This window comes from Chryseobacterium sp. FR048, from assembly GCF_056844665.1.
Genome location: NZ_JBXDSE010000002.1, coordinates 346,951 through 359,880 on the forward strand (window position 1 = coordinate 346,951; position 12,930 = coordinate 359,880).

The 12,930-nt window shown below is 37.6% G+C and carries 13 protein-coding genes; 3 read left to right on the plus strand and 10 right to left on the minus strand.

What is annotated here, in order from left to right:
- Nucleotides 1–41 precede the first annotated feature (41 nt).
- Nucleotides 42–686: a ligase-associated DNA damage response endonuclease PdeM gene (gene pdeM, locus AC106K_RS06490; protein ID WP_482443896.1), complete on the plus strand. Its 645-nt coding sequence runs from the start codon at nucleotides 42–44 to the stop codon at nucleotides 684–686.
- Nucleotides 687–802: 116 nt separating this feature from the next.
- Here the strand turns inward: pdeM and AC106K_RS06495 are convergent, their stop codons facing one another.
- The 6 genes from AC106K_RS06495 to AC106K_RS06520 all read right to left on the minus strand — a co-directional run bounded on the left by AC106K_RS06495 (nucleotide 803) and on the right by AC106K_RS06520 (nucleotide 6,335).
- Nucleotides 803–1,834: an alpha/beta fold hydrolase gene (locus AC106K_RS06495; protein ID WP_482443897.1), complete on the minus strand. Its 1,032-nt coding sequence runs from the start codon at nucleotides 1,832–1,834 to the stop codon at nucleotides 803–805.
- A 99-nt stretch (nucleotides 1,835–1,933) separates the two neighbouring features.
- A complete protein-coding gene (locus tag AC106K_RS06500; RefSeq protein ID WP_482443899.1) occupies nucleotides 1,934–2,641 on the minus strand; it encodes a hypothetical protein in 708 nt (235 codons plus the stop codon).
- A gap of 51 nt (nucleotides 2,642–2,692) precedes the next feature.
- Nucleotides 2,693–2,833, minus strand: coding sequence for a hypothetical protein (locus tag AC106K_RS06505; RefSeq protein WP_482443901.1), 141 nt, complete (start codon nucleotides 2,831–2,833; stop codon nucleotides 2,693–2,695).
- 344 nt (nucleotides 2,834–3,177) lie between these two features.
- The gene (locus AC106K_RS06510; protein WP_482443903.1) at nucleotides 3,178–4,401 is read right to left on the minus strand and encodes an MFS transporter; all 1,224 of its coding nucleotides are present in this window, start codon (nucleotides 4,399–4,401) and stop codon (nucleotides 3,178–3,180) included.
- A 118-nt stretch (nucleotides 4,402–4,519) separates the two neighbouring features.
- Nucleotides 4,520–5,473 (minus strand): nitrilase family protein, encoded by a 954-nt coding sequence (locus AC106K_RS06515; protein WP_482443905.1) that lies wholly within the window; start codon nucleotides 5,471–5,473, stop codon nucleotides 4,520–4,522.
- A 64-nt stretch (nucleotides 5,474–5,537) separates the two neighbouring features.
- Nucleotides 5,538–6,335, minus strand: a complete 798-nt coding sequence (locus AC106K_RS06520) for a DUF6597 domain-containing transcriptional factor (RefSeq protein ID WP_482443906.1) — start codon at nucleotides 6,333–6,335, stop codon at nucleotides 5,538–5,540.
- Between the two features lie 351 nt (nucleotides 6,336–6,686).
- Here AC106K_RS06520 and AC106K_RS06525 point away from each other — a divergent pair, with 351 nt between their 5' ends.
- Nucleotides 6,687–7,193, plus strand: coding sequence for a pyridoxamine 5'-phosphate oxidase family protein (locus AC106K_RS06525; protein WP_482443907.1), 507 nt, complete (start codon nucleotides 6,687–6,689; stop codon nucleotides 7,191–7,193).
- Between the two features lie 855 nt (nucleotides 7,194–8,048).
- On the opposite strand, the gene AC106K_RS06530 is transcribed toward AC106K_RS06525, so the two are convergent.
- The 3 genes from AC106K_RS06530 to AC106K_RS06540 all read right to left on the minus strand — a co-directional run bounded on the left by AC106K_RS06530 (nucleotide 8,049) and on the right by AC106K_RS06540 (nucleotide 9,788).
- A complete protein-coding gene (locus AC106K_RS06530; RefSeq protein ID WP_482443908.1) occupies nucleotides 8,049–8,282 on the minus strand; it encodes a thioredoxin family protein in 234 nt (77 codons plus the stop codon).
- A gap of 4 nt (nucleotides 8,283–8,286) precedes the next feature.
- Complete coding sequence (locus AC106K_RS06535; RefSeq protein ID WP_482443909.1) at nucleotides 8,287–9,171, minus strand: dihydrodipicolinate synthase family protein; 885 nt, start codon at nucleotides 9,169–9,171, stop codon at nucleotides 8,287–8,289.
- A gap of 161 nt (nucleotides 9,172–9,332) precedes the next feature.
- Complete coding sequence (locus AC106K_RS06540) at nucleotides 9,333–9,788, minus strand: cupin domain-containing protein (RefSeq protein ID WP_123842203.1); 456 nt, start codon at nucleotides 9,786–9,788, stop codon at nucleotides 9,333–9,335.
- Between the two features lie 102 nt (nucleotides 9,789–9,890).
- Between AC106K_RS06540 and pdxR the strand changes: the two genes are divergently transcribed.
- Nucleotides 9,891–11,324, plus strand: a complete 1,434-nt coding sequence (gene pdxR, locus AC106K_RS06545; protein ID WP_482443910.1) for a MocR-like pyridoxine biosynthesis transcription factor PdxR — start codon at nucleotides 9,891–9,893, stop codon at nucleotides 11,322–11,324.
- 375 nt (nucleotides 11,325–11,699) lie between these two features.
- On the opposite strand, the gene AC106K_RS06550 is transcribed toward pdxR, so the two are convergent.
- Nucleotides 11,700–12,836: an Atu1372/SO_1960 family protein gene (locus tag AC106K_RS06550; protein WP_482443911.1), complete on the minus strand. Its 1,137-nt coding sequence runs from the start codon at nucleotides 12,834–12,836 to the stop codon at nucleotides 11,700–11,702.
- Nucleotides 12,837–12,930: the final 94 nt, after the last annotated feature.

The window sequence follows — 12,930 nt, forward strand, 5'->3', positions numbered from 1 at the left end:
AAATACATTCTATCTGAATCCAAAATCCATAATTATTCAAAGTGTTTATTGCAACAAAAAAGATCTCCATTCAAAACGAAATTTTCATCCTGACCAATCAGCGGGCAGCATTCCGGGAACAAGGAAAAGCATTGATTCTTTCTGATCTTCATATCGGGAAGACGGCTCATTTCCGCAAAAACGGCATTGCACTGTCCAATCACATCATGAAAAGTGATCTGGAAAGATTGTCTGCACTGATCGAATATTTTCAGCCTGACAAATTTATTGTCGTGGGTGATCTTCTGCACGCAGGAGACAATTCGGATGTTGATGAATTCTGTACATGGAAAAGCCAATATCCTGATCTGCAATTTTACCTGGTCGAAGGAAATCACGACCGGATCTCAGCATCTCTGGAAAAAAAGCTCTGTCTGGATTTCAAATCTGACCTGCTGGAGATTGATGGATTTACTTTTATTCATGATTTTGAGCCCATCAAATCCGGATTTCAGATCACAGGGCATATTCATCCGGGAATTGTTTTACATTCTGCCATAAAAAGCATAAGACTTCCCTGCTTTGCACTTAGTGATAACCAATTGTTGCTTCCTGCTTTTAGTAAGTTTACGGGATTGGATACGAAGAATCTTCCTAAAAAAAGTAAATTTTTTGTGTTTACAGATGCTGAGATTTATGAGATTTGAGTTTCTTTAGACAGCATTGTAATAAGAAATATTTGTTCAGGCAAATTGAAAAATGTCAAAACAGTAAAAAAGCCCCTTAATTGGGGTCTTAAATGGTATCTCAGAGACTTATGTGTCTAATCTTTCTTTCCAATATTTTCAGCAAATAAAAGAATCTCTTTATTGACTGCATCAGCATTTGCTTTGTTCGTAATAATGCTGCCATGGCTTGCATTCATAACAATCTGTTTTCCATTAGAAGAGAGTTCTTTTAGTTCTTTTTGCATATCAAACCATAATTTAACTTCTTTATCAGGATCAATTCCCTCTTTTCTGTATCTGTTTTTCTGGGATTCTTTATACTGTTCTGTAGCAGTAAATACCAAGAGCGGTAATGAATCTAAACTCTTTGATTTACCTGCCCGAGCCAGTACATCATTCGTTAATTTATTCTCTCTTAAAAACATACGGAAAACATCTCCGGAAGTAAAGGTCAGTGATTGTGAACGGCTGTACACTTCCTGAGGTAAACCATCGCCTTGATAATTGGGCTTACTGATTATTTTATTATAAACACCCCAAATCCCTAAATCGGCAAGTATAGACCCTATTTTTAATAACCTCGCCTGGCCATTAGGGACCAATTCCTTTTGAGCTAGCCGCTTCCATTGTTCAGGATGGCTTGAGTCTATGAAAACAATGCCTTCAACTTCATTTGGATAAAGATCTCTGAAAATTCTGCTGTAAGGACCTCCCATAGAATGACCAATCAGAATATAAGGTGGTTTTTCGCCAGTTTTTTCTAATAATTCATGAAGCTGTTTTGCGTAAAATTCAGGAGATCTATTCTCTTGATTGCTTGATTCACTAAACCATTTTCCATCTCTATCATAGCGTATCACTCTCGTATTATTTTTCAAACCTTCTGCTACCCAATGCAACATATCTGTATTACTGTGGGCACCGGATTCAATAATAACCGTAGGTAAAGACTTCTTTTCTCCTTCTGCTCTTACATGAATATTGGTTCCGTTAACATTCACTAATTTACCAGGTGGAACAGGTTTGGAGCTGAATAATTTGTACCCCATTCCCAAGAGCAATATTAATACTAGAATTCCCACAATAAGTTGACCAATAAACTTAAAGGTTTTTAAAATTAATTTCATAGTTATTTTTGAATTTTATACTGACAATAGCAGAAATGCCAAACCAATTAGTTTTCCGGTAAATATAACAAAAAGCCCTCTCAAAGAGAAGGCTACTGCTTAATTTATTAATTCTGTTCCTGCTTCAACTAAGCCTTTCACAATATTTTTTATTATTTCCTTTTTACCTTCAGCCCAAAACTCTTTGATGAAACTTATTCCTTGTTTAGCAATCTTTGCAAATATTTTTGAAACATGTTCCGCAATCCACTTTTGAGACCTAGTTGGCAGGCTTTCCCTTACTTCAGTAATATCTGTAATAATAGACTCGACCTGTTCTCTATTGTTGTCATCAGTCATTTCTATTAGCCTCGTACTTACTTGTTCTAATAGATAATCTAATTGTAAAATTTGAGTAGTCCTGAAAGGTCGTGTTTCGGCATCTTCATCAACTAATTCAAAGTTTGTATAGAATTCTTCTTCATAAGATTCAAGTATTGGATCATCAAAGAATGATTTTACTTTGCTGTAATTTTCCAAAGATTGAACCCATGAATTAAAAGTAGTTGTAAGGCTATCCCCTCCTATCGTTGTAGACATTGCTCCTACTTCTTTGTCATTTCTTGGTGAGTAAATTATCGAGTAGATGACTTTCTCATCCCGAACCTGGTATTTTTCAATAGTAAAGTAAAATTTTGAATTTGGATCTTTATCTTTTACTAAAAGTAGGCTATTGCCAGGATGCTCAATTGTAAACAATTTTCCTTGCAATCCCACAAATGGTTCTAATGCCTTTAATACTGAAAGTGGTAAATTTTTCTTGGCCATATTATGATTTTTTTTCAAAAATACCACAATCAAATGTCTCCTACAATCTTTTTACTGAACTACTGGTTTGGGCGGTGCCGGATTTTCTTTCTTGATCTCCTCTTGCATTTTATCCACTTCCTTGATCCCGGCTTTCTCTATTCTTGCCTTCTGTCTGAATTGGAGTTCATTTCCACTTACCTCCATTACCATTTCATAGAACTTAGCTTCGTTGTTGATATATAGAAGTGATATTAGACATTACAAAAGACTTCTATCTTCAAAAAATCACACAACATAATACTCTCGCTTAGTCGAATCAACTTGTTGATTCCCCTCTTTGCCCCCTCAAAATAGAATAGCATAATAATAAAACTTTGCGTCAAATAAAAAAATAAGAGCAGATCAATCATCTGCCCTTATTATAAAGCCTGCTTCATATACTTACTTCAATCTAACACTTCGGCTTTATCTATATTTGGTAGAAATGGAATTTAATACACTCCATAAACCACCTCATCAAATTTTTATCGTACCTTCAATAGTGATATTAGCTACTAATCTGCTTTTTTACTCAAACGAATACTATAAACAGTAATCAATACCGTAACAACCAGGAATAAAGCCCCAATCCACGGAGTACTTCCCAACCCTAATGATGAGGTTACAATCATCCCGCCGGCATAAGACCCAATCGCAATACCGATATTGAATGCTGCAATATTAATTCCTGAAGCGACGTCTTCAGTTCCCGGAAGTTCTTTTTCCGCAATTTGTACAACCAGAAGCTGAAGCCCCGGAACACTGGCAAAAGAAAGAGCTCCCAAAAAAAACAGGGTAATGATACTTAAAACCGGACTGCTTACAGTAAAATAAAAAGCAAGCAAAACCAGTCCCTGTGCGGCGAACATCCACAGAAGTGCTTTCAGAGGATTTTTATTGGCCACTTTCCCACCGATAAGATTTCCTAAAGCAATGGCAATTCCATAAATAAGCAGGATAAAAGTGACAGTAGATTCCTGAAATCCTGTAATCTTCTGTAAAATTGGAGACAGATAAGTGAAAACTACAAACGTTCCGCCATATCCCATAGCAGTCATTAGAAAAGCAAAGATCAGACGTTTGTTTCCCAACACTTTAAACTGACTTTTTAATGAAGCTGTTTTTCCGTTCTTTAAATTATTGGGAACCAGCAACAAACTGGCTACCAGCCCGATCATTCCAAGGATAGAAACGCCTATAAATGTTGCTCTCCAGCCAAAATGCTGCCCTATAAAAGTTCCTAACGGCACTCCTGTTACAATCGCCAGTGTAAGTCCGGCAAACATAATGGAAATAGCGGTAGCCCTTTTCTCTTCGGGCACCAATGATGCTGCAATGGTTGATCCGATTGAAAAATAAACACCATGCGCAAACCCTGTCAGAATTCTTGCAAGAACGAGGGTAATAAAGCCTGGAGCAATAGATGCCAGTCCATTACCGATGACAAATAGCAGCATAATGGAAACCAAAAGCGTCTTACGGGGCAACTTTCCTGTTAATGCAGTCAATATCGGAGCACCTATGGCGACTCCTATAGCATAAAGACTTACCAGTAATCCGGCTGATGGAATGGTAATCCCTAGATCAGAGGCTACAGTTGGCAGAAGTCCTACGATCACAAATTCTGTAGTTCCAATTCCGAAAGCACTTATGGTAAGTGCCCACAATGCAGCAGGAAGCCCTTTGCTTTTAACGGTCCCTGCTGCAGTATTGATTTGTATTTCTTTCTGAAAATTCATTGTCTTATAATTTTGTTGATGTTGACAATGCAAATTTCCGATGAAAAATAGTATTATAAAAATTATTTAAATTGTATTAAATTATCAGAATAATAATAGTTAATTTTTATTGATACATTTATTTTGGCTTCTCATTCATCCATACCACCTGTTGTTCCGCATGATGCTCCTGTCCTATAATATCCTTATAAAGATCCGGTCTGCGGGCTTTGATATATCTAAATCCACCAGCCTGAGTAAGCTTTTCCGGACTAATGACTGCAGATTCAAAACTATCTTCGAATGAATGACATTCAGCAATAATATCTCCGAAAGGATCTATAATCATAGAACATCCGTTTTTCAGCTGATCATCATCCATCCCTATAGGATTCGAAAAAACGATATACGCTCCGTTATCATAAGCTCTTGCAGGAAGCCATTTCATCAACCAGTCTCTGCCTTTCATTCCATTGAATTCCAAACGTAGAGAAGTGGGGTCTGCTACCCTGTTATTCCAGAGTTCAGGATCTACAAAACCTGCTCCAGGTCTGGTAGAAGGCGTACACATGGTAACATGAGGCATGAAGATAATATCTGCACCCAGAAGCTTTGTTGCCCTTACATTTTCAACGATATTGTTGTCATAGCAAATCAGGATGCCACATTTCCATCCCAAAATATCAAATACACAATATTGATTTCCTGGGGTAAGATGAGGATTGATGAAAGGATGTAATTTTCTGTATTTGGCTTTTAATCCGGTTTTATCAACACACACATAGGCTTTGAATAGGTTTTGATCTTCATCTTTTTCAAAAAGTCCGGCCAATATTGTTATATCATACCGATCTGCGATCTGCTGTAGCTTTTTGATACTCTCCCCGTCAGGAATTAGCTCAGCAATATCGAGCAGCTGTTCTTTGGAAAGTTTTCTGGCAAAAGTATATCCTGTGATAGAACATTCGTGAAATGCAATGACATGAGCGCCTTGAGAAGCAGCCTGACCTGCCAGTTTTTCAATCACGGAAAGATTATATTCTTTATCGCCGCTTTTATTTTCGAATTGTGCTGTTGAGATTTTAATATTCATTGTTTTTTTCAGCAAAACTAAATCAGATCACCGTCGGGAAATTGTATAAAACCGACATTCTGATTTACAGCTCAATGAAATTGACAGCCATTTTATTTTCTGTTTTTAAATACTGTTTTGGAGTCAGCCCTACACTGTTTTTGAATTCTCTGATCAGGTGAGATTGGTCTGCATATCCCGCATGATAAGAAAGTGTGGTCATATTTTCAATACCTGCCCCTTTATTCATAAGGCTTAAGAAATAATGGAGACGAATGATATTACTATATTTTTTGGGAGATACTCCCATATAGTTTTCAAACTTCCGCTCAAGATGCCTTTCCGTATATCCTGTGAATTTTTCCAGCTCCTTCGAAGTTACAGTGCCTTTATTTTGAAGAATGTACTGCTGAACTGCCGTTATAAAACTATAATCGGAATTGCTTTCCCTGCTTAGAAATTCAGTAAAAAAAACATTAAGACGGTTGATGATCGTCGCAGGATCTGTTTTATTATAAAGACTTTCCTGAAAAGGCTGTAATCTGCTTTTAAGAACTTCTTCAGTAGAAATCACCTGGTTTTTAATCTCTTTTGCAGAGGCTTTTAAAAGAATATTCAAAAAATAAGGCTGAAATACGACAGCTATTAAAGAAAATCTGCCTCTTGAATAAAAGTCTTTATACCCATTCAGAGCCCCATAAAAAAATGCCAGAGGCATTCTGTCCCCCGAAATGCAGGAGTACAGATCCATATCACCAGATAGAATAAGCCCGGTACTGCCATCGGTAAATAGGCGTACGTTTTTCAAATCCTTTTCGGAATTCTCCAAAAATAGATAGTGTCTGATGAAAGGCGCCAAATGTTTGGGCGGCGAAATCTGCATATTCAAATGTACGCAAAATTCTTTTCTGATCCGAAAATGATCCGCAAATATGAGATTACAAAAAAACTATGGATAATGATTTTTTTGAGGATGATTTTTTTTGCTACGAATACACGAATTTTTAATATTATTCGTGCATTCGTAGCAATTTTTTTTCGATTTTTTCCATAACCATACAGTTTTCATTGAAGGTATTTTTTGTGTCTCTGCGTCTTCCTACACTTTACATTTTAACTTATTTTTTCTATAAAAATCAGCGACAGGTACCACATTTCATTCCCTTTTGGTCAGGTATTTGAATGTTTTAATAAAAATTATTCAGTTACCAATCACCAAAATATAATAAATAGTATGTCAACAAAAAATCTTACCCATCTCGAAGCGATCAAAAAAATCCAGGAACTTTCGGAAAGTGCAAGAATATGTATGTTCTGTACAGACCTGGAAACAGTTCCGGTCAATTCACGTCCGATGACCCTTCAGGAAACTGATGACAGCGGAAACCTATGGTTTATCAGCAGCGGAACCAGCAATAAGAATTTTGAAGTAAAAGAAGACCGCAGAGTACAGTTGTTCTTTATGAATAACAGTGATGCCCAATATCTTTCCATATATGGAGAAGCTTCCGTCTATAAAGATAAAGCGACCATAGAAGAAAAATGGTCTCCTCTGGCAAAAGCCTGGTTTGACGGAAAAGATGATCCCAATGTTACCATTATCCGCGTAGAGCCCAAAGATTCTTATTATTGGGATACAAAGGCAGGAAAATTGGTCAGCCTTTTTAAATTTGTAGCTTCAGCCATTACAGGAAATAAAACGGATAATTCTGATGGTGTAGAGGGAAATGCTACAATATAAGGGTAAAACCCTGAAAAATTTAAAACCATAAAAACACGTTGTTATTAGCCACGAATGCACGAATTTTTTAATATTACTCGTGCATTCTAAGGCATATGCAAATTATATCTTGTTAAATTGACAAAAGGTTCCTCTCTTTTTACCACGGCGAACATTCTATAGACGAGTTTACAGCATACCGCATCCGTGGAAATATTCAGCGGTATACAATTTTATCGAAGATAAAATCCTTGCGCCTTTGCGATTTCCAACCTTTCATACTTTCAGCACAGAACCTTGGTCATCTGCAAAATCTGCGAACCCATAATTTTATTTTCATTAAAATCAATGTCATCAGCTGAAAATAAAAGTCAATCCAAAGAATTCAACAGCACAAAATAACGGTACGCCAGAATTCCCTTTTCTATTTCATATTGCGCTTCCATTTTGGGTGCGCTTTTTTATTTCTATGCTGCTAAGCTTTTTGAGCTCTATTAAATTTTGCAAATGACGTAGATTTGTTGGAAATCGCAAAGGCGCAAAGGATTATATACATTATGGGGATTTTAAGGCGCAAGAAGATCTAAGATCTTCAGCAAGTGTTACACTTATTTTTTTTTGCCACGAATCCACGAATAAAATATCTGCTGTAGAGTCTCTACTCATAACAATATAATTCGAGCAATCGTGGCAATTATAAAACTGATAGGTCGTCCTAAAATAAGTCGATTAGCTGTCAGTTTATTTTAGAACGGAAAATTATCTTAAATAAAATTCTGCACCTATTTCAATATTAGGTTTTCTGTCTTTGAGCTTTCCAACCCATACAAAAGACGACTCAGTTTCGTGAGCCGTCTTTATAAGACTAATCATACCCTATTTTTTCACATCTTCCATAGATGCTACGAAATTAATATGAAGTACATTCCCGTTGGGAGTAACCAAAGCAGGGACAGACTTCACTCCGGCCCGTTCTGCCTCTTCAATTTTACTTCGATCATTACCCAGATGGATAATTTCTACATGCTCTGCACCTATGAGACTGACAATATCATGCTCCGTGCTGATGCACACCGGGCAGCCAGCGTGGTAAAAAATGGATTTTTTCATAAGATTATTTCATAAGATTTTTAATAATATTTTTTAATTCTTCGGTCTCTTTTTCATGGAGAGGTTTCAGAGGACTTCTGAGATTCCCACCTTCTTCCCCAAGGATATTCAACCCGGCTTTGACAGCTCTTGGAAGTCCTTTATTGACAATGAATTTCAAAAGATCAAACTGTTGGTAAAAAAGTTCTTTTGCTTTTTCAAGATCACCTTCTTCAATAGCCTCATATAATCCGATATTAAGATCAGGAATGAGGTTGGGAGCTGCGGTACACCAACCTCTGGCTCCGGCACAGAAAGCTCCCAATGCCAAAGGATTGGATCCATTATAGAAAGCGACCTCTTCTCCCAGTTCCCTTCTCAGATAATGCATTCTCTGAATATCTCCTGAACTTTCCTTGATCATCGTAATATTGGGGATTTCCAAAAGTCTTTTCAACAGAGCCGGAGACATATCTACTCCACTGGTTGCCGGATTATTGTAGGCCATAATCGGAATGGAAATTTTACGGGCTACAGCATCATAATGGGCCACAATTTCATCATCAGTAAGCTTCCAATAGCTCATAGGGATGATCATTACAGCATCTGCTCCTGCTTTTTCTGCAAATTGAGCATGATGTATTGTTTTTTCTGTGGTAAGATTTGAAACTCCCACCAGTGTAGGAACTCTGCCCTTTACCTGGTCTATTGTGGCTTCTGTAATAGCTTCTTTCTCTTCATCAGACAAATAGGGCATTACGCCCGTACTTCCCAGTGGGGCTATTCCGTGGCTGCCAGATACGATAAGCCTTTCTACAAGATGTTTGAAAAGGGAAATATCTATTTTTTCATTTTCATCAAAAGGAGTGATGGGATAAGCTATGATCCCTTTGAATGGAACATTTTTCATGTTGGTTCTGTTTACAATTTTAAAATAATTTTAGAAAAAATGGAAATCATTAAGAAAGATTAAGCTGAATATACTTTTGGAATAAATGAGGTTAAGGATAAAGCGTTTTTCGATGCTAAAATCTATTGTATTCTATTAAACCTTCTTAATGATTTACAATACTAAAGGTCTCTGCCTTCTTCTTCTCTTAAAGCCACCCCTAAATTCTGCAGCTGAGGAGCATTCTCACAAGCAATATATTTGGCAGGCTCTGTATCACTTAAATTCTGGTGCTTATGCCATGCCCATGAGGGAATGTAAACGGCATCTCCCGCTTCCCAGTGCACACGTTCATCCTCTACCTCTGTCCAGCCTTTACCTTCAATAACAAACAATACGGTTTCGTAGGTATGGCGGTGTCTGTTGGTCTGCTGGCCCGGAAGTAATCCGCCAATAGTCATGCTGACATTCTTGCTGGGAAGGTCCACAAAAAATACAGGATGTTTTCTCTCCGTAGAAAATTGGTTGTGCTCTCCTGCATTTTCAACGTTTTTATGAATTAAATGGCTTGGCTTTACATACTTTGGTCTTGCAAATGTCTCGTGAAAGTCTTTTGAACTGAATTGTTTCTTGTCCATGATTTTAAAAATTTAATTTGTTCTGTGCTTTATTGCATGACAAAATTATTTTATATTTGGACCATTAAAATGATTCAGTTTTTACATAAATAGATAGTCCAGATGTTACGACCTTGGAAATTGGAGTTTGAGATTGATAAAAATCTTGACAAAGCCGTGTATTTGCAGATCGCAGATACTATTATTGCCGATATTCGTTCAGGCAGACTTAAAACCGGAGATGCCCTTCCCGGAAGCAGAAACCTGGCAACAGCATTGAAGATCAACAGAAACACTGTGGTAGAAGCCTATCAGGTTCTGATCAATGAAGAATGGGTAATTTCAAAGGAACGGAAAGGCATTTTTGTCTCTGACCAGTTACCTTCTCTGCATGAGAAAAGAATGGACAGGATGCAGGATATTCCGGACCCATCAATCCTATCCAATACGATGATGATTCAGTTTGATGATGGTCATCCGGACAGTAAAATAGCTCCGGTCACGGAATTGGCCAGGGCATATCGACAGATTTTCAGCATAAAAGCAAAGTGGCAGATGATGGGATACGGAAACGAGCATGGAGAAACAGAGTTCCGGAAAGTGATTTCCCAAATGCTGAACCACCAACGGGGAATGCAGATCAACGAAAACGAAATATCCATTACCCGAGGCAGCCAGATGGGAATGTTTCTCACTGCCCAGACTTTACTTAAATCGGGAGACCACATTATTATAGAAAATCCAGGTTATCAACCAGCCTGGCAGGCGTTTGAATATGCCGGAGCTACACTTTTACCTGTAAATGTAGATGACGAAGGTATTTGTATCGAATCGGTAGAAAAGCTTTTAAAAGAATATAAAACGATAAAAGCTCTATATATTACCCCTCACAGACAATATCCCACGACCGTTACTTTAAGTTTGGCAAGAAGATTAAAACTGATAGAGCTTTCCAATCAGTATAATATCACCATTATTGAAGATGATTATGACAACGAATTTCATTTCGGATACCGGCCTATTCTCCCTGTGTCCAGCTTTCCGGAGCTCAATCATTATGTGTATATAGGGACTTTGAGTAAAGTGGTAGCCCCGGCTTTAAGAATTGGATACCTGGCAACTAAAGATCAGGCGCTGCTACAAAAAATAGGAAGTCTGAGAAAGATCATAGATGTACATGGAGATGTCATTATGGAACAGGCGGTTCTTCAGCTCATCCGAGAAGGTGCGGTAAAGAAGCACATCAGGAAAGCCACTGTTCATTACAGAAACAAAAGAGACTTTGTATTTGAACTTTTGAAAAAATACATGAAAGAGATTGCTGATTTTACCTTACCGGAAGGTGGTCTTGCCTTTTGGATCGTTCCTAAAGTAAAATTAGATTGGGATAAACTAACGGCTTTGCTGCTGGACAAAAATATTAAGATCATTCATCCGAAGCAGTACAGCAGAAATATCAGCAATGGATTCAGATTAAGTTACGGGGCACTTTCTGAAGAGCAATTGGAACAAAGTATTCCGGTTATTTCTGAAATTATAACTCAATTATCAAAATAGCTGTAAGCTGTATTGATTACACTTATCTTTCTTATTTGGCAAATAATATAGACTCTTATTATGTAAAAAGCCACATGATCTCTCCTTGAAAAAAATATAATTGCCACGAATGCATGAATTTTTTCTTTTTATTCATACATCCGTGGCAATTATAAGAACAGCCTTCAATTTTATCGCAGATAAAATCTTTGCGCCTTAAAAATAGCCTGTTTTAATCTCCTCTTGCGCCTTTGCGAACTCCAACATCATTAGTAGCTTATATTCTAAGATTGCTTTACCACAATGTGACTATTTTGCTATAGCTACAAAAACATTCGTGTATTCGCGGCAAAAACAGATCGCGTGTATTTCTAAAATTCCGTGATTTTTTGAAATCTATTCCACTTCAAAAACGGCTTGGATCTCCACTGAAGAATTCACAGGAACAGATGAAGCCCCAAATGTTGCTCTCGCATGTTTTCCTTTCTCTCCAAAAACCTCAACCGCCAGATCCGAAGCGATATTCATCAGATCAGCATGTTTAGTGTAATCATCTTTTGTATTGAAGATCCCCGTAAGCTGTACACATTGCTTTACTCTCCCCAAATCACCTCCTACAGCTTCTTTCAGTACAGAAAGTACGTTAAGCATTGTTACTTTGGTAGCGTCTTTTACCTGCTGTTCACTGACGTCAACACCCAGTTTTCCGGGATTGAATATTTTTCCGTCTTTTAAAGCTACCTGGTTGATGAATACCAGATTCCCAGAACGTACAAATGGTTGGTAGTTTCCAGCAGGTTTAGGAACTTGTGGAAGCATAATATTTTTTTGTTTTAAAACCTCGTTGAAATTCTGGTGGTTTTCAACGACAACAGTCTCTTTTTTAGGACGGGTATCTTTTAGTGCCAGAGCTACTTTCGCAAAGTTTTTCCCTTGAAGTTCTGCAATGTTTCTTTCTCCTTTTGTCGGTCTTTCAACATCTTTTAAAGAAGCCATACTGGTTACTCCTAAAACGGTATTTCCTTGTGGGATACTTTTGTTAAGCTCTTCTGTTCCGCGGATTCCGTTAGATACCAATACCATCCCGTGTACCGCAAGACTGTTCCAGAATGCCTGAAGCGCAAGCTCCTTTCCTGCTCCACTTCCTGCAGACATGAAGACCGTTGCAGGAACGCCTTCCAGCCCATGATTGGTCCAAAGCTGGACGGTTTTAGATAAAAATTCACTCATGCCTGTGCTGATATTTCCGAAGTATACAGGAGAACCAAAGGCTATTCCGTCATAAGCAGTCAATTCTTCTACGGTTGCTACCGGAATGCTTTTCAGATTCGGGTTTTGGGATGCTTTGACTAATTTGATAGAGGAAACCGCATTGTTTTCGCTTTCAATTCCTTTGGCCAGTTCTTTCGCCAGTTCGTAGGTTCCTCCATTATCTGAATGGATAAGAACCAATATTTTAGCTTTATTTTGTGCCATAATGCTGATGGTGTTTAAGAGTAAAATTAAAACAAAAAAAGAACATAGTTTTTTCATTCTGAATAAGATATATAGATATTATTAATTTCGTTTCTGATGCAGGCTTGCTATTATACTTCCGCCAGCTTTAAACAACATAAAAAGCTCCAGC